Consider the following 20,167-nt stretch of genomic DNA (forward strand, 5'->3'; position numbering starts at 1 on the left):
AACGCCCCTGCAGGTTAACCTGCAGGGGCGTTTTACGTTAAGCCTCACCAAACCGTCTCCTTTGGAGATGGCTTGGCTTTTTTTGAAGTCTCCCCTTCCGGGGGAGATTTAGAGGGGGCTGGGTTACTTCGCACTAAACACAACTGATGTTACCCCTGCTGTCATAGCGGCTTTACTTGCCGGTTTGTATATGAAGAACAGCTTGTGCATTTTACCGTCAGTAACCGGCGTAAGTACAAGGTGAACAGCACCGCCTTTAGCATCCTTAGCAGGCACAGGCATACTTCCTTTACCTGCAAGGGTTCCTGTTTCCGAATCGAGCCTTAATTCAAAATTAAGCGGAGCAGTAGGTGGCGCTTGCCAGAAATTGGTTAGGTTAATGGAGCGTACGCCTGTTAAATCGATATTCTCCAATGCAAACCAACCGTCGGTACCCGGATAGATCATCAGGTTAATGCCATTGTATTTAAAGGCGGTAAACCCGTTGAATTTTTCGGTGCCTTTAAACTGGTAAGTACTGCTGTTTAATGATACAATGGCGCTTCCGGTCAACTTCTTAATGTCATTACCGCCGTCATCTGTGTATTTGGCCGATAGTACCAGTGCCGCCGCTTGTTGTTTTTCAGGCGGAGCAGGCATAATAGTGCCAGATGCAGCTAACGAAGGTTTCTGATTGCTGTTATCGAGGGAAAGCACCCAGTTAATGATCTGATCAAGGTCGCCCTGCTTAATGTTTGGATGGGCAGACATTGCGGTTTCACCCCAAACACCGGCACCACCTTTAATTACCTTTTGGGTGAGTTTGGCCATGGCATTAGGATCTTTTTTGTACCTGCCCGCAACCTGAACAAATGACGGGCCTATGGATTTGCCATCTTCTTTGTGGCAGCTTTTGCAATCCATAGTGAGCATGAGGGTTTTGCCACGATTTTCGGGCTCGCCCTGCTCATGCTGCGTGGCTGATTGTGCTTTATCAAAGCCTTCGATATAATCAAGCCCAACATAAATGCGTTTTGGATCTATCGCTTTGGTGTCAGGTCCATCGGTTACGTTAACCGCGTATTTGAATGGCACACCAGGCAGGTAAAATGACTTATTGCCGCCTGTAATAGCGATAGTAACAGTTGGTTGCTCATTACCCGCGTAAATACTAACCGGCGCGCTTTTGCTTGCTGCACCTTTATCGTCTTTTGCTTCAACAGTAATTTTGTAATCGCCAACTGTTGTGTAAGTATAGCTAAGCGATGGGGTGGTTGTTTCTTTAGTTACACCATTACCCAGGTTCCAGGTGTAAGAAATATTATCTTTTTCCGGATCAGCGGCTTTGGCAGTCAGCTTAACAGTAAAAGGCAGCACGCCTGATGTTTTATCAGCTTTGAAAGATGAAATTTCGGGAGGACGGTTGCCTGAAATATAGTCAATGCGGAACAGGCCAGCATCCGGGTTATGCGAGAACCAGCCACTGCCGTACTCCAACCCATAAAGCCTGCCATCTGGACCAACTTCCATATCAATCATGGAGTTTACCTTCAGCTTAGGGAAGAAAGGTTCCATTTTGTCAAAATCACCTTCAGGAGTTAGCGTGATGGCCTTTATCCAGCCGCGCATCCAGTCGTATGCTAAAAACTTGCCGTTATAATAATCAGGCAGGCGGGTTTCTTCGGGGAACATATCGGTATAATAAACCGGACCAGCCATAGCGTTCCTGCCACCTGCGCCAACCTGCGGAAAATCTGCCGATGGACCATAAGGGTACCAGATAAATGCAGGTTGCGCCGGCGGCAGATCGGTTAAACCTGTGTTATTACGCGAGTTGTTAACCGGGTGCTTAGGATCAAACGCCGGGCCCGATTTGCCTGTGGCATAATCATAAAGATGGTACGGTTTGTTATCGCCCACAAAATATGGCCAGCCAAAGTTACCCGCTTTTTTAGCCTGGTTAACCTCGTCGTACCCCATGGGGCCACGGTTGTCAAGGCTGTCATTATGCGCATCCGGACCCACTTCGCCCCAGTACAGGTAGCCGTTTTTCTGATCTACCGAAATCCGGTATGGGTTCCTGTCGCCCATTACATAAATCTCCGGGCGGGTTTTTGGCGTACCTTTCGGGAACAGGTTGCCTTCGGGGATTTCATATGTACCATCATCCTTAAGGTTGATACGCATAATTTTACCGCGAAGGTCATTGGTATTACCGGCCGAGCGGCGTGCATCAAATTGCAGGTGACCCGGCCTGTCATCAAGCGGAGCATAACCACTGCTTACATATTTCTGTCCTTTTTCATTAAACGGAGTTGAATTATCCCCGGCCGAGAAGAACAGGGTTTTATCAGGCCCCGGACCAAAGGCTATTGAGCCCCCTGTGTGGCAGCAGATCTCGCGCTGTGCTTTTACCTCCAAAATAACTTTCTCGGTTTTTTTATCCAGTGTGTCGTTTTTAAACGTAAACCTTGAAAGGCGGTTTACCGAACTATCGGCAGGACTGTAATAAATGTAAATCCAGTTGTTTTTTTCAAACTCTGGGTCTTTAGCCAGGCCAAGCATCCCTTCTTCGGCATTTACATTGGGCACATGGGCTTTCCAATACACGTCAAAAAAACCAACCTGTTTTACCTTCTGGGTATCGTGCTTGTACAGCATGATCTCGCCGCGGCGCTGGATCACCATAATATCAAGGTTCGGCAATATGGTCATCTCGGTTGGCTCAAAAAATTCGCCGGTTGATAATTGTGTCTTTTTAAAACGATCCTCATCGGGTGGCAGTTGGGTTTTAGCCTTGCTGTAATCCAATTCCTTATTTTCGCCTATGGCATATTTAATACCGGCAAGCAGCATTTTCAGGTAGCCTGTTTCTTTATAACTTTCGTCGGTATGGCCCATGGCTGTATAAAATGCACGGCCCCCGTCAAAATCATGATACCAGGTGGCAGGGTGGTTACCCATACGCTTCCCTCCTTTGTAACTGTTTTCATCAAGGGTAATGAGTACATGTACATCTGTGGCTAATGGCTTGCGGAAACTATAAAACTCATCGGTGCGTTTCCATACTTTAGGCAGATCTTTAGTTGCATCGTTGTTGGCATCAACTATATTATAAGTGCCGGGCTGTACATTCGGGTTTTTATCATGGATACCCGGGTGGTCATAAAACCAGGCGCCAACCAGGCGACCATACCACCCCCAGTCATATTCTGTATCGGCGGCGGCGTGAATGCCTACATAACCGCCTCCCGCCTGAATATAACGTTCAAAAGCCGCTTCCTGCCTGTAATCAAGTACATCGGCGGTGGTGCTCAAGAAAATAACAGTTGAATACTTTTTGAGGGTATCCTCGTTAAACATTGCCGAGTTTTTTGTAGTGTCTACCTCAAAGCCATTTTCGGCGCCAAGCTTTTTGATAGCGGCTATGCCTGCATCGATGGATGCATGGTGAAAGCCCATGGTTTTTGAAAAGATAAGCACGCGCGGTTTATTGGGGCGTGTTTTGTTACAGGATAAGTAAATGCAGCTAAATGCCACAAGAACCATCAGGACGATTTTTTTCATATCGACTTAATTGCAGATTGGGTTAATTGGTGTTCGGATCGGTTTCAGGACTTAAGGCAGCAATATACCACAATCGATTGCAATAAATTGTTGCCAACCAAATTTATAACTAAATCTTTACGAAACAATATCCAATGTGTAAAACTGACACATTATTTTTTACTGTAATTTTGACGGTTTTTGCTGCGTCCGGTCATATATAGAAAGGTTATTTCCTTTCCTGCTTTTTTCGGCAGGTGCCCGTGAAGCTATCCGGATGATGTTATGCGAATTGGCTTAGGCTGATTACAATATTTTGGAGAGTGCAAAATAAAAAAGCTGTAAAAACAGCAAAGCCCCTGATGGGCAGGGGCCTTTACTAACCAATTATAAACCTAAATTATGAGAAGAGCTGTAGGAGAAGGAGTCGAACCTTCACGGAGTGGTTATTTTTATTGCTAAAAGTTTCCCAATTTCTCCGCCACCGCGACAAGGAGGTGTGTCTGCCAAAAATTTCACCATCCTACAGTGTTGTAAGTCTTAAGTCATTAGTCTGAAGTTCTAAGTCTTTTGACTTAAGACTTCTGACTTTGTACTTAAACTCGCTGTTGGGGAAGGATTCGAACCTTCACAGAGTGGTTAGCCCGCTTCGGGTTTTCCATGATCTCCGCCACCGGGACAAGGAGGTGTGTCTGCCAAAAATTTCACCACCCAACATTGTTTTTACTTTAAAGAACATTAAGCATTTCCCTTTTGCTTGATACAAATTTAATAGGACTATCTATTTCTTGCAAATATTTCAACAAAAATATTTTATTTTTAATCGAATTTTAATTAAACTTGTATTTCAATATAGATATTCAAATTTATGTCCCACAGAAAAGCTCAAAATTTAGAAATTGATAATCTTGACATCCAGATTTTATCAATATTAATGAAAAATGCTACCACTCCATACACCGAGATAGCTAAAGAGTTGATTGTTTCTGGCGGAACCATACACGTGCGGATGAAAAAGTTAGAGGAGATGGGTGTAATAAAAGGGGCCAGCCTTGAGGTAGATCCGCAAAAGTTAGGATATGACATCACTGCATTCCTGGGTATTTACCTCGAAAAAGGATCACAGTATAATGAAGCTGTAAAGCAATTAAAAACAATTAAAGAAATTGTCGAGTTGCATTACACTACCGGCGAATGGAGCATTTTTGCTAAAATTGTATGTCATGATACCACTCACCTGCGTGAAGTTTTGAACGAGCAGATCCAGGGTGTAAGAGGTATTCAACGTACCGAAACCTTCATTTCACTTGAAGAAAGTATCAGGAGGCAAATAACGCTGGAATAAATTTTACTCAAATTATTGAAACGCCTACAGCCTGGTTTTTACCGGGCTATAGGCGTTTGTTTTATGAAAACCTTAAATTGAATTACCAAAAAAACGGACCATTGAACGTGAAAAGGGAAAATTCATGACCCGATTACCATGTCACCCTTACTGTAGTGAAAGATTTTCCGGCATAATCAACATCGTAATAATTTTGATTCACATTATCCTGGCTCCAAATCAACACGTTATTTTCCGTTGCACTGGTCCTGTAAATCCTTATTGTACTTATATTGCCGCCAAAGTACAGCCTAACCCTGTTTTGGGGATCGGTATTCCAGTTAACTACATTAATATCGGCCTTGTTTGAGGTTGTAAAAGCGCTTACGTTATCCGCTCCAAAGTTCGTTATGCCGGTTAAGGTTGTAGGAATATAATTTTCGTTAAGCAGGTTAGCCGTATATTGTTGAAAAACGTAGTAATTTTTCTTTCGTACCGCCGGCGCTCCCCAGGGAGTATACAGCAGCCCGCCAAAATTAGTTTCAGGATTACCCCATTCAAAATACAGCCAGCCTTTCGCTCCGCCCCTAAAGGCATCGTGAAATTTATTAACAAGGTCAAGGGCAGCCGTTAATTCATCCGGTGTAGTTCCCATACCAAAGCCAGCGTGCCACTCCGTCATATACAGGCCCTTGGCACCCGCTGATGAAGAGGCCGCTGAAAAGTTAGCAGCCGAACTATTTAAATATTGATGAGTGGTGAAAAGACTTACGTTCCCCGAGGCATTAAGCCCCGAAACATATGATCCGGTATGGGTTACATCAATACAATCCGGAGATGCAAAAACAGGTACAGAGATACTCAATGACTGTAATTTAGTTTTAAGCCATCCGGCAGTGCTTGTATATACACTTTGAGCTTGCGCTGTGGTAAACTCCGCCGATTCATATGCTATACCCGAAGACGGGTAATCGGGCTCATTCATTAAGCTCAAATAATTAACAGTTATTCCATTGTCTTTTAGATTTTTAATATGAGCATACAAAAATTCGCCGAACTCGCTATAAGCATTGGTTACACTGGCATTAAGCGTTCCTCCATTATTAACGCTATTGTTAGTTTTCAAATATTTAGGCGGAGATAATACAATAGCCCAAACTTTAATAGCCGGATTTGTAAGCTGCGCTTTTTTTAACGCTGTTATCTGGTCAACCAGGTTAGAATTGCCGGTAAAATTAAATTTAGAAAAATCTGTGTTATTCGGGTCTGTGTTATCATTCACATCCTCCACTCCATCAGCTCTAAGTACAATTTTAAAAACATTTACATTAAGGTCATGCCAAAGCCAGTTGCTTGCATCAGTAAAATTAGTTATCCCGTTTACCAGGTGCCCACTATAAAAATAGCAGCCCGCCCCTATAAGGTCAATCTTCTGGAGGGGGCTTCCTATTCCTACAGTTATGCTTCCCCCGCTTTGAACGGAATTTATAACTGGCTGATTCACTCGTTGCTGTGCAGGAGGGACAGCATTTTTACGACAGGACAAAACAGCGCAAGCCAGTGTCACAGCTATCGCTGAAAGGATTTGATTCTTTCTCATAAACTTTTCTTTGATTGATAATTGGTCCGTAATTTTCGATAATAAAACAAGCTGATAAATGGACATAATCAGGTTTTATATGGACTATATTACTTTCAGGATCTTCAACACCATATCCTGCTGAAGATTTATAAAAGCAGAGGAAAAAAGATATTTTATTTCGATGTTGCTTCAACACTGCCCTCTTCAGTTAGCGCTTCTGTCCGCTTTAACTCTTTTTATCACTTAAGTGTTAAAAAATGTCAAAATCAGTTAATTATATTAATTAAAAATCCTTTTTCATCTCAATTTCATAAAGCGCCGCTACTTTAGTTTTTGTAAAGGAGTGATGTAGCGTAATTGATCAAACTCGCGTAAGGTAATTTACGGTGCATTGTGTGTTCATTTTTAGATACTTAAAAGATTATTATTATGCTGGCTATAAAAACTTTAACCGATAATTTAACAGTCTACAAACGCAACATACGTTTAATGGGCGATAAATTTGAGATTAGTGTAGTGGGCAATAACCCCCTGCTGGCCGATGAGCAAATTGACATTGCCATTGATGAAATTAACAGGGTTGAAAAATTGCTTTCGGCTTTTAGCGATGACAGCAGCATCAACCACATAAACCGTAATGCCGGTGTTGCCCCGGTTAAAGCCGATGGTGAAACATTCAGGCTCATTAACAGGGCACTGCAAATATCAGAACTTACTTACGGCGCTTTTGATATTACTTACCTGGCTGATAACGCGTTTAACGAAACCACAGCCGAAAACAATTCGGTAAAAACTGCCAAACGTACGCTTCCACTGGCCAGCTATAAAAACATAGTGCTTGATGCTGTAAAACAAACTGTTTTTCTAAAAGAAAAAGGGATGCGCATAGGTTTTGGCGCAAACGGCAAAGGTTACGCCGCCGACAGGGCCAAATATGTATTGCAAATGAACGGTGTAAGCAGCGGCGTGATCAATTTTGGTGGTGACCTGCTTGCATGGGGCTTACAGCCAAACCTGCAGCCCTGGACTGTTGCCGATGCCGACATTAGCCAGCTAAACCAACCCTTTGCTGATTTGGAGATCAGTAATCTTGCTTTTGCAACATCGGTTAATGCCGAAAAATATGCAAGTATCAGCAATAAAAAATTCACCAACGTATTTAACCCTAAAAAAGGTTTTCCGGTTAGCGGTATTACAAGCGTAAGCATCCTTAGCCCTACCGCCGAATTTGCCGACGCTTTGGCCACACCAATACTCACCATAGGTGTTAACGCCGGCCTATACATGATCAATCAGCTTAACCAGGTGGCCTGCGTTATTATTGATGATCAAAACCGGGTTTATCCGTCAAAAGACATCGCTCTCTGACTTTCAAACATTAAAGTACACTCATAAACCTTTCATCATAATTGTGATTCGGATAATTCATTTGCATCGGCATTTTTACAAGTGCTCCTGCAAATGAATTGTTATTTGTTGTACCTTTCTCATTTTGGTGTAAACATTTAAATTGTCCTTTATTTGAGCCTTATTTTTACCTTTTCTTCTCCTCAATGATAAAGTGGTTTGCGTATATTGTCCTGTTATTGATATTTGCAACACGTATATCATTTGCCAATGCCCTTACAAAAAACATTGATGCGCTTGCTCATGCCGGTAACAAAAAACCGGGTGCGTTGTCGTATACTTTATTAGCGGCTGATACTACTACCAAAACCAAAAAGCAACTGGAGGATGAAAAGAAAAAAATCAAAGAAATAGCCAAAGCAAAGCGGCAGGCTAAGCCGGCTACTGTTGACGATGATGCCGTACCGCCTAAGCCCAAACCCAAAAGGCAGCGCCGCCCCGAAGGCATGGAGCGCCCGCCCGAAATACCGAGGAGAAATGGCAGTTAAACTGGTTAAACAATTTACCATATTGATGAAATACCTTTGCTTACTTTTTTTTATGGCTGCAAGCGGTACCGTATTTGGTGCGGATACTGATTTGCGCCTTTTTGCCGGTAAGCACCCCTTAGTAGCCGATTCTGATACCATTATTCGTAAGCGGTCAATTTCGGCCGGGGTAAGTTATGGCAGCGACGTGCTGTTTTTTGGTCGTACCGGCCCGGTAAAATATCCTTTTGTTACTGCCGATCTGATTTATAATACCAAGTCGGGTATCTTTTTATATGGGTCGGCTTTCAAGGTTTTGGGTTATGCCCCTGTTGATGAGGTTGATTTGGGCGGAGGGTATTTTTACAAATTTTCGAAAGCCTTTTCCGGCTCAGTAAGTTATACGCGGTTCTTTTTTGCCAGGGATGCAGCACAGGTTATCAAGTCGGCCTCCTCAAATGATATCAATTTTAAAAATTCATACGATTGGCATTACCTGAAAACAAGTGCTGTGCTTGATTATCTTTTCGGCAAATCGAACGACATTTTTTTAACGATAAGCAATTCAAAATACTGGGAAAGCAGCTGGAGCATTTTTGACGACCAGGATTTTCTTTCCTTTAACCCTTCCTTTAATTTCATCCTGGGCACGCAGAATTTTGTTCAGCGCTATTCACTTGATCATCATTTCAGGGACGAGGCCGCCAATATTTCTATACAATATGACCCGCGTTATGCGAGCCGTAACCGCCGGTTCAACATGCTTAATTACAGCTTCAAAATCCCGGTGGCTTATAACCGGCCGCATTACACGTTTGAGTTTTCGTACAAATATTCTATCCCAGTTAACGTAGAAGGAGTATTGCTTAACCGGCGCGAGTCATTTTATAATTTAACTTTTTACTACGTTTTTTATTAGTCATAATACATGAATGTTTTAATAATAGAAGACGAAACAGCACTTGCCCACGAACTTGAAATTTTTCTTTCAAACTATAACTATATCTGCGAGGTTTGTTTTGACGGCACTTCGGCATCCGAAAAAATTGCCACAAATCTGTATGATTTTATATTGATAGACCTGGGCCTGCCCGATTATGACGGCCTTGATCTGCTTAGGGAATCAAAAAAGACTAATTCGGAGGCGGCATGTATTATACTCACCGCCCGTGCAGAGATCAACGACCGGATCAAAGGCCTCGACCTTGGCGCCGACGATTATCTGCCTAAGCCTTTTTCATTGCTTGAGCTGCAAAGCCGTATGCAGGCCATCATCAGGCGTAAGTTTGGTGTTAAAAATAACATTGTTGAACTGGGTGGTTTCCTGATCGACCTTACCGCACGTACTATATCCTATTATAACAGCGTTGTTAATACCATTACCAAAAAAGAATTTGACCTCATAGCCTATCTGATATTACATAAAAACCGTACGCTTACCCGCATGCAGCTGAGCGAGCATATTTGGGGCAGCGTGGTAAATAATGATTATGACAGCAATTATATTGACGCGCATATTAAAAATATCCGTAAAAAATTAAATGCCTATGCCCCGCCCGACTGGCTGGAAACGGTACGTGGTTTGGGTTATAAAATAAAGATCAACGCCTGAGTATTTGAAATTAGGAACAAAACTTACCCTTTTTAACGCCATCTCCAAGCTGGTTATCGTGATACTGTTTGTATTGCTTGTTCCTGTATTGATCAAAAATATCAGCCGTAATTATGTCGACAGCAAGCTTATCAAACAAAAAAACAAGCTGCTGCAAATTGTAAAAAGCAAGGGCATTGAAACCTACATCGAAAACGGCGAAGGCTACGGCAGCTACCTCCCGCTCAAGGAAGAATATATCAGCCTCGACGAAGTTGACCCCGATTATTTCCTGGATACTATAAAAAGAGGTAAGCGCCTTTTTAGTGAGGGGGATACCTTAGAGTATCGCATACTAAGCCATACCTTTAAGGTTAAGAACAAAAATTACCTGCTGGAAATTGGCAAAAGTGTAGATACTTTGGATGAAACCAGCGTCCCGCTGCAAAATATAGCTTTCCAGGTATTGCTGGGAATGATTTTGCTGACCGTACTGGCCGACCAGGTATATTCAACCTATGTGCTTAAGCCTTTACGGCTTATTATTAAAACTAAGCTTGTAGGGCAAAAGTTTCCTAATTTTCATACCTACCGGCAGGTACGTACTACCACATCAGATTTTCAGCATTTGGATATCAGTATCCATAACATGATCGAAACCATTGCCGATAAGTTTCATAAAGAGCGGGAGTTTATTTCCAACGCATCGCATGAGCTTATGACACCCATCTCTATTCTTCAGTCAAAAATCGAGAATATGTTTGAGGAGGAGGATATCAACGATGAGCTTAAAGGCAGGTTATTGGAAATGCAAAAGATCCTGAACAGGTTGAAGAGCATTACGAAAACGCTGCTGCTCATTTCCCAGATAGAGAACGAACAGTTTTTAAAAGAAGACAAGGTATCGGTATCCGAACTATTGCAGGAGGTTTATGACGAGATCTCCATTCGCCTGCAGGATAAAAACATCAGCTATGAAATGTTGATGCCAGACAACTGGCATTTTGTCAACATCAATAAATTTTTACTCTTTAACCTGTTTTTTAATCTTATCAACAATGCCATTAAATACAATCATGAGGGCGGCAGCATTAAGGTAACAGGCATTGCTGTAAATGATAAGTATATGATCAGTATAGCTGATACCGGCATCGGTATAGATGAAGACGCCATCCCGCTGATCTTTAACCGCTTTAAAAAATTCAGACAGTCATTACAACAAGATAGCTTTGGATTGGGCCTGCCTATTGTAAAATCAATAGCGGCCTTTCATGATATTGAAATCAATGTAATTTCTGAAAAAGATAAAGGGAGCACCTTTAAACTTATTTTCCCTGCTACACTGATAGTAATTTCCTAAAACTGCAAAAAGGTATGCCAAATTGTACTGTAGCAAAAATTTTACTGCTGCTTTGTACTAAAAATCGGGCAGTGTTGCAAAAATCAATAATCCGGTATTCTTTACTTCATTGAAATTAACTTTACTTATCATTAAAAAAATGTTGCTATGATTGATGGAGGGTGTTCTTTTAAAGGAAGCAGTATATAATACTGCCATCCGCTTTTTTTGGCATCTGCTTTGTAAAAAGCACGGTATAACATAATTATACAAGTACGATGAGAACGCTTAAATTAAAAGTAGCCACCCTTGGTATAGCATTAGCTACAGCAGGCATATTAGGCTCAGGATGTAATTCACTTACAAAAACACAAAAAGGTGCTGCCATTGGCGCAGGTGCCGGTGGTACAGTAGGTGCGTTTATTGGTAAAGCTGCCGGTAATACCGCATTAGGTGCTATTATAGGTGGTGCTGTAGGTGGTACCGCAGGTGCTTTTATCGGCCGTAATATGGACAGACAAGCTGCCGAAATTAAACAAACAGTGCCGGGCGCCACAGTAACCCGCGAAGGTGAAGGCATTTTGGTTAAATTTGATTCAGGTATTTTATTCGATACCGATAAATCAGATTTAAAACCTGCCGCTCAAACTAACCTGCAAAACCTTGCAGCTTCGTTACAAAAAAATCCGGAAACTAATATCACCATCATTGGCCATACCGATAATACAGGGTCTGACAGTTACAACAAAACCCTTTCAGTAAAAAGGGCGGATGCTGTAAAATCATATTTAGTTGCGGGTAATGTAGCCTCATCACGTATGACAGTGACCGGCAAAGGCGAAAGTGAACCAATTGCCGATAATACCACTGCCGATGGCCGCGCACAAAACCGCAGGGTTGAGATCACCATTGTGGCAAACGAAAAAATGAAGGAGCAGGCAAAACAGGCTGCCCAGTAACACATCGTAATAATAAGATCAGTTAATAGTTTAAAGAAGAAGTCCCCGGCGCAAAGCCGGGGCTTTTTGGTATATGCCAAAATCACTATTTGCACATTTGTTAAACGATGTGTTGTCCCAACTGATAAAAACATTTTGTAATCAACAAGTTAATCACCTACTTTTGCAGTATGGTAAAAAGATCAGGAGCGATATTACTCACTATGCTGTACACGGTTACAGTATTGGGCTTTGCTCTTAATTTCCATATTTGCGGCGATTATGTAGCATCTGTAAAAATTGATGCCCCGGCGGTTAACTGCAAAATGGACCAAAAAGGCGGCAAAATGAAATGCTGCAAGGATAAACAGGTTGAAGTAAAAGTAAAAGACGCTCACCAGGGCGAATCAACTTCGTTTTTAGCAAAGATATTTGGCTTTGAACTGCCAAGTTGGTCATTCGATAGCCTATTTCCGGCCTTACCATCTTCTTCTTCCGACAAATTTTATGACCGCGGCCCTCCCGATCCATCGGTTCAGGGCATCGCCGCATTTATTCGCAACTGTATCTTCCGCATTTGATCTGTTAATTGTTAAACCCGGTAAACCTTATCAGCAGTTTATTCTCTAACAATTAATTACACGATCAACATGAAAACTTTAAAAATATTCATCATCATATTTGCGTTTTCTGTAACAGCAGCTAAAGCTCAATTTACCAAAGCCGAACTCCAAGTTAGCGGCCTTACCTGCGCCCTTTGCGCCAAATCAACCGAAAAAGCATTGCGCACACTGCCGTTTATTGGCGAAATCAAAACTGATCTGATCCGTAACACTTACCTCATTACCTTTAAAAATGACGTGCCGGTAAATTTTGAGCAGATCAGCAAAAAGGTTCAGGGTTCCGGATTTTCGGTTAACAGTTTAAAAGCCACTTATAATTTTGCCAATACCAAAGTTGCCGAGAATGCATTTAACTACGGGGGCGATACTTATCGCCTGCTTAACGCTGCCGATAAATCATTCACCGGCGATGTGAGCTTTACCGTGGTTGACAACGGTTTCGCACCCAAATCGGTATCAAAAAAATACCTTGGCCAGGTTACCGATACTGCCCCTGCAAGTGGCCGCGTTTATCATTTAGCTATCTAAATTCTTCATTTAACATCATTTTTTTTATGAAGAGGATATTATTGGCTGTTTGCCTTATGGCAATGGCACGCTCCGTATTGGCGCAGGAACTGTATGTAAATACAGAACCTGCCAGCAATATGGCAACCGGCTCATTGGGCATTCGCGTGGAAAACCAGGGATATTTTAAGCCATCGTACAAAAACCGTAGTACTATTGAAGCCATGTATGGCGTTAGCCGGCATTTGATGGTGCATGGCTCGGTTTATATGTCTGATTATTATAATTCAAGCCAGCACTTTGAAGGTGGCAGCGTGTACGCCAAGTACCGGTTCCTATCTATCGATACCGTTCAAAAGCATTTCAGGGGCGCATTTTTTGCCAAGCTATCGAGTATTAACAACCCTATAGTGAACCGGGAGATCACTTTAGAAGGTGATAACAGCGGTGCACAGGGCGGTGTGGTTTTCACCCAGCTACTACATAAGCTGGCACTTTCAGGTTCGGCAAGCTATTTGCGGGCTTTTAATAACAGCGGGAACTATGAAATTTCAACCAATAGAGTACGTAATGCCGCGGCTTATACCTTATCTGGCGGCTATTTGCTTTTGCCACGTAATTATCGCGACTACAAGCAGGTAAATTTAAACTTGTATTGTGAACTGCTGGGCAAAATCAACCCAAGGCATAGCGAAAGTTATCTGGATGTTGCACCCGCTTTGCAACTGATCTTTAACAGTACCTGCCGGCTTGATTTCTCGTACCGTACGCCTATCTATAATGAGATGCAACGGAATACTAAAAACATGTACCTCATCAGGCTGGAGTACAACTTTTTTAATCTTTAACCTACACTGCTATGAAAGCATATATTGTGTTCGTTGCCCTAAGCCTGGCTACCGTGGGCGCATCCGCCCAGCACCATCACGATATGAAGATGAGCGATACCACAAAAAAGAATATGCGCATGAACAGCACCAAACCTATGGTTATGGATGGTATGGATATGGGCAATATGAAAAAGGATACGTCCATGCACCATATGATGATGACGAGCCAGTTCTCGCGCGATCTCCCCATGAACCGCGACGGTTCGGGTACCTCATGGGCGCCTGATGAAACTCCACTGTATGCCTACATAATCCATGGTAAAAAATGGATGAGCATGGTATATGGTAGCTTTTTTGCGCGGTATAACAACCAGGACCTGTTTAATTCGGGCAAGAGAGGTGGCAGTAAAAGGATTGATGTACCCAACTGGCTTATGTTCATGACCCAGCGAAAAGTAGGCAATAATGGGCTGTTCTCCATTAATACCATGTTCTCGTTCGATCCCTTTTTGGTGGGCAACGGCGGTTATCCCCTCCTGTATCAAACCGGCGAATCATACAAAGGACAAAAATTGGTGGACAAACAGCACCCGCATGATCTCTTTGCTGAGTTGAGTATAGCTTATACCCAGCGCGTGGCTAAGGATGCTGACCTCTATCTCTCGTTCGGTTACCCGGGAGAGCCGGCTTTAGGTCCGCCGGTGTTTATGCACCGCCTTTCGGCCATCAATGACCCCGATGCGCCGCTTGGTCATCATTATCAGGATGCTACACATATCACTTTTGGTGTCGCAACATTGGGCTTCCGTATCAAAAATGTAAAGCTGGAAGGATCCATATTTACCGGCCGTGAGCCGGATGAGCACCGCTATGATTTTGATAAAATGCGATTTGATTCATACTCGGCACGTTTATCCTATAATCCATCCAAAGAATGGGCCGTGCAGGTATCAGACGGATGGATCCACAGCGCGGAAGAAGCTGAGCCGGGGCAAAACGTCAACAGGTTCACTGCATCAGCCATCCATACCAAAATGTTAAGCAAAAACAGTTATGTAGCAACTACACTGGTTTACGGACAAAACCATTATTCGGACAATCATAAAACGCAGCCGTCTGTTTTGTTGGAGAATACTTTACAGCTCAACAAAACCGCTGTTTATGGCCGATATGAATTTGTGCAAAAAGACGCCGAAGAACTGGACATGCACGATGCCTACCCGCTTAACCCCAACTTTAATATCAATGCTGTAACCCTGGGAGCAAACCGTATTTTAAGCAGCTTCAAAAACACCAATGTTACCGGCGGCGTACAGGCTACGCTCAATGTTTCACCATCGGCGTTAAAGCCGATTTACGGTAGCGCACCTGTTGGCTTTGAAGTTTATTTAAGGATAAGCCCGGCATTGATGAAAATGTAATGATCACTAATTTTTCGAATTAGGTCGAATTACACGAATTAAAAACAATTCATAATTCCGCCATCTTGCAATAACAGTTTCGTCTGAACATCAGACAAAACACAAAGAGGCCCGGTTTGCTACGCAAACCGGGCCTCTTTGTGTAATTCGTGAAATTCGACCTAATTCGAAAAATTAGTGCCGATGATTATTTAAGTGTAATACCTGTTTTACCCATAGTACCACCATCAGCATAAAGCATAATGGTATAAGTGCCTTTCTGGAATGGAAGGGTTGGGTTTATCCAGTCGATGGTGTATTGTGTGCCATCATCCTTAAAATCAATGGATGTTTTGTAGGTGTATTGCAGGTCCTGGCCATCGGCGCTGAAAGTTCCTGAATCAGGTGCTGTAATCAGGTTTCCGGTTGGATCAATGACGCGTACATAAATATCATGCATAGCTTTTGTAGCCAGAGTATTGCTGGCCACAGTGAAGTTGATCTTCAGTTTTTTGGCTGGGTTTGCACGGGTTACATCCACCTCTTTGCCGCTGCCTTTTATTTTATAGGCCACCACATCTGATGTTGCCAGCTTGAGTGCCTGGGCTACTTTCACCTTAGCACCAAGATCCTCATTTTGTTTGGATAGCGTATCCACCTTTTTGGCAACCGTTGCCAAATTGGTTTTTAAAGTATCCCTTTCGGTGGTGAGCGATGTGTTCTGTTTTTTGAGCTCATCAATGTCGGCAGTATACTTGGTTACAAAATAACGGAGTTGTTTTACATCTTCCTGTACTTTGGCAAGTTCTTGTGCGGTAAGTTTACCTTTGGCCAGTTTAGCCCTCAAAACTTTAATGGTAGATTTTAACGAATCGTTTTTGGCGGTTAGTGCCGCGGTCATCTTGGCTTTGCCTGCAGTGACCTGTTCAACCTGCGATTCAAGACTGTCGAGCTCGGTTTGCAGCCTTGTTTGCTCATCATGCTGATAAACTATTTTTTTATCGGAGTTGTTTTTTTGCAGGTACAGATACACATCGGTACCCAATAAAGCAAGCACTACTACAATAAGAAAATAAATGACGTTTGAGTTTTTCTTAGGTTGTTGTTGCCCAGATTGGTTTTCCATAGCAATTAAATGTTAAGTTTTAGCATAGTTAAGCAAGTGGTATAACAAAAGCTTAGCTATAGTGTTTAGTTTTTAACGAAATATCAACTGTTAATTGATGTAAAGCGCTTTCCTGCAAGTATATACAGATGCGTTTATCCTTAATGGTTAACATATTGAACGTTAAAACACTAAAAATATGATTTTTTAAAAAATTATTACATCAATTGTTTTAGGCGTTGAGCTAAAATAACTACAAAATGTTTAAAACACAATAAGGCTTCAATTTTTATACTTCATAATAAACCTGCTACGTTATGAGTTTATATCTTTGCAACTTTCAATTTAATTCTATTTGATGCATATATACCAACGGTTCATACTCCTGATTATAATCCTGTTTACAAGTTTAACAGTTAATGCGCAGCCGGCCGATCTTGTACCGGCACCGGTTGATGTAAAAGTGCAGCCTAAGCGCGAATTCAGGGGAGTATGGATAGCCACCGTGGTTAACATCGACTGGCCAACCAACTCCAAAGCTCCATCAGAAAAGCAGAAACAAGAGCTTATAGATATACTAAACTCGCACCAGGAAACCGGGATCAATGCGGTTATGCTGCAGGTGCGGCCCGCTGCCGATGCATTTTATGCCAAAAGCCGTGAGCCCTGGTCGAAATATTTAACCGGTAAACAAGGCCAGGCCCCCAACCCCAACTATGACCCGCTTGAATTTGCCATTACCGAAGCACATAAACGCGGCATGGAGCTGCACGCCTGGTTTAACCCTTACCGCGCTACTTTTGACGGCAACTTTGCAGCGCTTAGTCCGCAGCATATTACCAAAATAAAGCCTGAGTGGTTCTTTACCTACGGCGGCATTAAAACTTTTAACCCCGGCCTGCCCGAAGTGCGTGACTATATTGTACAGGTAATACTGGATGTTGTAGACAATTACGACATAGACGGCGTACACATGGACGATTATTTTTATCCTTATCCAATTGCCGGGCAAAAAATAAACGACGAGGAAACATTTAGAAAGTACGGCGAGGGTTACGATAATATTAAAGACTGGCGCCGCCACAATGTGGACCTGCTGATACATATGATTGCCGACAGCGTTCACGCGCATGATCCTAACATCAAATTTGGTGTAAGTCCTTTTGGCATCTGGGCTAATAAAGCGCAGAATGAGGAAGGTTCCGAAACCAATGGCGGTTCCTCGTATTATGAAAATTATGCCGATACCCGCAAATGGGTAAAAGAAGGCTGGATAGATTATATCAATCCGCAGCTTTACTGGCAGATAGGCAACCGTGCTGCCGATTTTCAAAAGCTGCTCGACTGGTGGGGCGACAATACTTATGGCAGGCATTTATATGTAGGCCAGGCGGCTTACCGCATCAATGAGCGCAAAGTTCAGGCTTTCAGAAACCCGGCTCAGCTACCTCAGCAAATAGAACTTATTCGCAACAACCCAAGGGTTCAGGGCAGTGTTTACTTTAGTTCCAATTCGCTCACCAGCAACCCGCTTGGCTTTACCGACTCGCTCCGCGACAATTATTACCAATACCCTGCACTGCCGCCGGTAATGCTATGGCGCGATTCGATACCGCCTAACGCCCCTCAACAGGTTACGGCCAAAGCCGTAGGTAGAAGTGTAGCAGTAAGGTGGCTTACTCCAACTTTAGCTAAAGATGAAGAGCCTGTTTACGGCTATGTGATCTACCGTTTTAACGATGGTGAAAAGATAGACATCGACAATCCTAAAAATATTCTCAAAATCAAATACGATCCCACGCAGGGGTATGACGATAATACTGTTATTAAGGGTAAAACTTATCTTTATGTAGTCACAGCATTAGATAGGATGAAGAATGAGAGTGAAAGGTCGCCAACGATAGCCGTCACGGTTCCGTAGGAATCATACTGATCATTGTCATTTCGAAACGAGGAACGAGTGAGAAATCTTATGCACTATATCAAGCGGCTATCCAAGGCGTTTAAGCCGGGCATATAAGATTTCTCTTTCGCCCAATGTTCAGCCTCTCTCTGCTCAGTCAGGAAATGACACAATTTATACCTCAATCAATCCTTTTTCCTTCAGTTTATTGAGGTAGATATCGATCTCACTATCGCCCATGCCAAAAATGCTTTCATTTTTCCAAAACGCGTGGTAAATGGCCGTCTTGGTTTTAGCGCCGCCATTATAAATATCCAGTAGTTTTTGTTCGATATAGCTCAATCCATCAGCATTGGTTTGCATCCGTTTAAGGTGTGCCTGTAGTGCGGGCTTAAGCAGCGGGAGGCCGCCCCAAAAGGTATTTTCATTGAGCCATTTTTCTAACCCGGCGAGGTCATTATTAACATATAGCCTCCAGGCATCAGCGGCCAGCCCGAGCTCCCATTCGTTCAGGCGCTCGCGGGCATCATACAATTCTTCAAATTGTTCGCCGGTTAATTCACCCAGGCCTTTCTTATTATCAAACTGAACGCAATCGGCCAGGCAAATGAGATAAATGGCCGGGGCCGACATATCGGTTTTCAGCGAAAGCATTTCCAATACACCCAGCAGGTTTACCTGGCAATGCAAATCAAATTCAAACCACAGGTTAATCTCGGTATACCGGCTGTTTAGTTTGCCCAGTTCATCTATTACTTTATGCTGATATTCATCAGCCGGGGCATCGAATGTTGTCCCAATCCAATCGCGGCGTGCGCTCCAGAAACTTCCTGAAAGGATATTTTCCTGTAAAGGGCCTTCAGAAAACACCTCGCGCCAAACCATAACATCCCCGTCGAGTCCGGTTTGATCAAAACCATCTAACGCGGCATCGCCATTTAATATATGCAGGATAGCGTTCATGAAAGCTAAGTTATAAATAAAACCAAGGCCTTTTCTAAAGGGAAGTTTGTCAATCTTAATTTTAAATTCAGATTGCAAAAGTAGGCCGGCCTATGATACAGACTGGTGTTTTACATGCCGTTGCGCGGTACCCAAGCCTGGCTTTTAATGAGCCATTTACCGCTCACTATCCTTAATACGAACGAAAAGGCCCCCTGTTCTTCAAAATGCTCACCGTTCACAAGGCCGGTATATTCAACAGGAGCTATGAGGTAAACTATTTCGTCGGTTTGCTGAAAAGTTTTGATACGCTGCAAATCGACTTTAAAATCCCTGATTTTAAAATCCTTAACCGCTTTTTGTACCGAATTTATCCATTGCACACCGGCCAGTTGCCCGTTCCACGAAAAAGGAGGCTGTTCATCGGCCACTACGGCATTAGGAGCATAAAGATCGGATACTGCTTCGATACTGAAAGTGCCGGAAGCTTTTATTACCGTTTCAACAACCTGGCGTACCTCGGGCTTTAATTTAGCTACCGTATCCGCAGGCAGCACCATTTCTGCCGAAGCTGCAACACCAGGCAAACTGCTCATAAACATGCACAGGCATAAAAGGGGTAGTAAATGCTTTTTCATGATCTTAACAATTTCACACTATGCTATTAAAGCCGTTCAATATACG

General features: G+C 42.8%; 17 protein-coding genes and 1 tRNA gene. 12 read left to right on the forward strand and 6 right to left on the reverse strand.

Features of this window, described 5'->3' with window-relative positions:
* Positions 1 to 123 precede the first annotated feature (123 nt).
* Entirely contained in the window at positions 124 to 3,546 is a 3,423-nt protein-coding gene (locus tag IEX80_RS17215; protein ID WP_188833592.1) for a ThuA domain-containing protein, read from the reverse strand.
* A gap of 584 nt (positions 3,547 to 4,130) precedes the next feature.
* Positions 4,131 to 4,242: transfer RNA gene (locus IEX80_RS17220), tRNA-Asp, on the reverse strand.
* 151 nt (positions 4,243 to 4,393) lie between these two features.
* Between IEX80_RS17220 and IEX80_RS17225 the strand changes: the two genes are divergently transcribed.
* Entirely contained in the window at positions 4,394 to 4,870 is a 477-nt protein-coding gene (locus IEX80_RS17225; protein ID WP_090532141.1) for an Lrp/AsnC ligand binding domain-containing protein, read from the forward strand.
* A 133-nt stretch (positions 4,871 to 5,003) separates the two neighbouring features.
* On the opposite strand, the gene IEX80_RS17230 is transcribed toward IEX80_RS17225, so the two are convergent.
* The gene (locus IEX80_RS17230; protein ID WP_188833593.1) at positions 5,004 to 6,449 is read right to left on the reverse strand and encodes a glycoside hydrolase; all 1,446 of its coding nucleotides are present in this window, start codon (positions 6,447 to 6,449) and stop codon (positions 5,004 to 5,006) included.
* Positions 6,450 to 6,860: 411 nt separating this feature from the next.
* On the opposite strand from IEX80_RS17230, the gene IEX80_RS17235 reads away from it, so the two are divergent.
* From IEX80_RS17235 to IEX80_RS17280, 10 genes are all read left to right on the forward strand, one after another.
* Positions 6,861 to 7,799 (forward strand): FAD:protein FMN transferase, encoded by a 939-nt coding sequence (locus IEX80_RS17235; RefSeq protein WP_090532145.1) that lies wholly within the window; start codon positions 6,861 to 6,863, stop codon positions 7,797 to 7,799.
* 185 nt (positions 7,800 to 7,984) lie between these two features.
* Positions 7,985 to 8,326, forward strand: coding sequence for a hypothetical protein (locus IEX80_RS17240; RefSeq protein ID WP_090532147.1), 342 nt, complete (start codon positions 7,985 to 7,987; stop codon positions 8,324 to 8,326).
* A complete protein-coding gene (locus IEX80_RS17245) occupies positions 8,316 to 9,224 on the forward strand; it encodes a hypothetical protein (RefSeq protein WP_188833594.1) in 909 nt (302 codons plus the stop codon). The genes IEX80_RS17240 and IEX80_RS17245 overlap by 11 nt, the downstream gene beginning before the upstream one ends.
* 9 nt (positions 9,225 to 9,233) lie before the next feature.
* Entirely contained in the window at positions 9,234 to 9,917 is a 684-nt protein-coding gene (locus tag IEX80_RS17250; RefSeq protein ID WP_090532151.1) for a response regulator transcription factor, read from the forward strand.
* A gap of 4 nt (positions 9,918 to 9,921) precedes the next feature.
* Positions 9,922 to 11,256 carry a sensor histidine kinase gene (locus IEX80_RS17255; protein WP_188833595.1) on the forward strand — a complete coding sequence of 445 codons (1,335 nt, stop codon included), beginning with the start codon at positions 9,922 to 9,924 and terminating at the stop codon, positions 11,254 to 11,256.
* A 257-nt stretch (positions 11,257 to 11,513) separates the two neighbouring features.
* A complete protein-coding gene (locus IEX80_RS17260; protein WP_188833596.1) occupies positions 11,514 to 12,194 on the forward strand; it encodes a YiaD family glycine zipper/OmpA-like lipoprotein in 681 nt (226 codons plus the stop codon).
* Positions 12,195 to 12,364: 170 nt separating this feature from the next.
* On the forward strand, positions 12,365 to 12,754 hold the full coding sequence (locus IEX80_RS17265) for an HYC_CC_PP family protein (protein WP_188833597.1): 390 nt from the start codon (positions 12,365 to 12,367) through the stop codon (positions 12,752 to 12,754).
* Positions 12,755 to 12,823: 69 nt separating this feature from the next.
* Entirely contained in the window at positions 12,824 to 13,324 is a 501-nt protein-coding gene (locus IEX80_RS17270) for a heavy-metal-associated domain-containing protein (protein ID WP_188833598.1), read from the forward strand.
* Between the two features lie 26 nt (positions 13,325 to 13,350).
* A complete protein-coding gene (locus IEX80_RS17275) occupies positions 13,351 to 14,151 on the forward strand; it encodes a hypothetical protein (protein WP_188833599.1) in 801 nt (266 codons plus the stop codon).
* Positions 14,152 to 14,162: 11 nt separating this feature from the next.
* Positions 14,163 to 15,554 carry a hypothetical protein gene (locus tag IEX80_RS17280; RefSeq protein ID WP_188833600.1) on the forward strand — a complete coding sequence of 464 codons (1,392 nt, stop codon included), beginning with the start codon at positions 14,163 to 14,165 and terminating at the stop codon, positions 15,552 to 15,554.
* A 187-nt stretch (positions 15,555 to 15,741) separates the two neighbouring features.
* Here IEX80_RS17280 and IEX80_RS17285 read toward each other — a convergent pair whose 3' ends face one another.
* A complete protein-coding gene (locus tag IEX80_RS17285) occupies positions 15,742 to 16,659 on the reverse strand; it encodes a DUF8428 domain-containing protein (protein WP_176625787.1) in 918 nt (305 codons plus the stop codon).
* A gap of 337 nt (positions 16,660 to 16,996) precedes the next feature.
* Between IEX80_RS17285 and IEX80_RS17290 the strand changes: the two genes are divergently transcribed.
* Complete coding sequence (locus IEX80_RS17290) at positions 16,997 to 18,559, forward strand: glycoside hydrolase family 10-like protein (protein WP_188833601.1); 1,563 nt, start codon at positions 16,997 to 16,999, stop codon at positions 18,557 to 18,559.
* 156 nt (positions 18,560 to 18,715) lie between these two features.
* Here the strand turns inward: IEX80_RS17290 and IEX80_RS17295 are convergent, their stop codons facing one another.
* Together IEX80_RS17295 and IEX80_RS17300 are read right to left on the reverse strand one after the other, a co-directional pair.
* On the reverse strand, positions 18,716 to 19,504 hold the full coding sequence (locus IEX80_RS17295; protein WP_188833602.1) for a DUF1835 domain-containing protein: 789 nt from the start codon (positions 19,502 to 19,504) through the stop codon (positions 18,716 to 18,718).
* Between the two features lie 110 nt (positions 19,505 to 19,614).
* Positions 19,615 to 20,121 (reverse strand): Cif family virulence factor, encoded by a 507-nt coding sequence (locus IEX80_RS17300; RefSeq protein WP_188833603.1) that lies wholly within the window; start codon positions 20,119 to 20,121, stop codon positions 19,615 to 19,617.
* Positions 20,122 to 20,167 lie beyond the last annotated feature (46 nt).

Origin of the sequence: Mucilaginibacter rubeus (assembly GCF_014643835.1) — a bacterium.
GTDB classification, from domain to species: domain Bacteria; phylum Bacteroidota; class Bacteroidia; order Sphingobacteriales; family Sphingobacteriaceae; genus Mucilaginibacter; species Mucilaginibacter rubeus.

Bases quoted from the DNA above. Each gene is read 5' to 3' on its own strand.
- IEX80_RS17215 (WP_188833592.1), bottom strand. From the start codon at position 3,546: ATGAAAAAAATCGTCCTGATGGTTCTTGTGGCATTTAGCTGCATTTAC.
- IEX80_RS17225 (WP_090532141.1), top strand. From the start codon at position 4,394: ATGTCCCACAGAAAAGCTCAAAATTTAGAAATTGATAATCTTGACATC.
- IEX80_RS17230 (WP_188833593.1), bottom strand. From the start codon at position 6,449: ATGAGAAAGAATCAAATCCTTTCAGCGATAGCTGTGACACTGGCTTGC.
- IEX80_RS17235 (WP_090532145.1), top strand. From the start codon at position 6,861: ATGCTGGCTATAAAAACTTTAACCGATAATTTAACAGTCTACAAACGC.
- IEX80_RS17240 (WP_090532147.1), top strand. From the start codon at position 7,985: ATGATAAAGTGGTTTGCGTATATTGTCCTGTTATTGATATTTGCAACA.
- IEX80_RS17245 (WP_188833594.1), top strand. From the start codon at position 8,316: ATGGCAGTTAAACTGGTTAAACAATTTACCATATTGATGAAATACCTT.
- IEX80_RS17250 (WP_090532151.1), top strand. From the start codon at position 9,234: ATGAATGTTTTAATAATAGAAGACGAAACAGCACTTGCCCACGAACTT.
- IEX80_RS17260 (WP_188833596.1), top strand. From the start codon at position 11,514: ATGAGAACGCTTAAATTAAAAGTAGCCACCCTTGGTATAGCATTAGCT.
- IEX80_RS17265 (WP_188833597.1), top strand. From the start codon at position 12,365: ATGGTAAAAAGATCAGGAGCGATATTACTCACTATGCTGTACACGGTT.
- IEX80_RS17270 (WP_188833598.1), top strand. From the start codon at position 12,824: ATGAAAACTTTAAAAATATTCATCATCATATTTGCGTTTTCTGTAACA.
- IEX80_RS17275 (WP_188833599.1), top strand. From the start codon at position 13,351: ATGAAGAGGATATTATTGGCTGTTTGCCTTATGGCAATGGCACGCTCC.
- IEX80_RS17280 (WP_188833600.1), top strand. From the start codon at position 14,163: ATGAAAGCATATATTGTGTTCGTTGCCCTAAGCCTGGCTACCGTGGGC.
- IEX80_RS17285 (WP_176625787.1), bottom strand. From the start codon at position 16,659: ATGGAAAACCAATCTGGGCAACAACAACCTAAGAAAAACTCAAACGTC.
- IEX80_RS17290 (WP_188833601.1), top strand. From the start codon at position 16,997: ATGCATATATACCAACGGTTCATACTCCTGATTATAATCCTGTTTACA.
- IEX80_RS17295 (WP_188833602.1), bottom strand. From the start codon at position 19,504: ATGAACGCTATCCTGCATATATTAAATGGCGATGCCGCGTTAGATGGT.
- IEX80_RS17300 (WP_188833603.1), bottom strand. From the start codon at position 20,121: ATGAAAAAGCATTTACTACCCCTTTTATGCCTGTGCATGTTTATGAGC.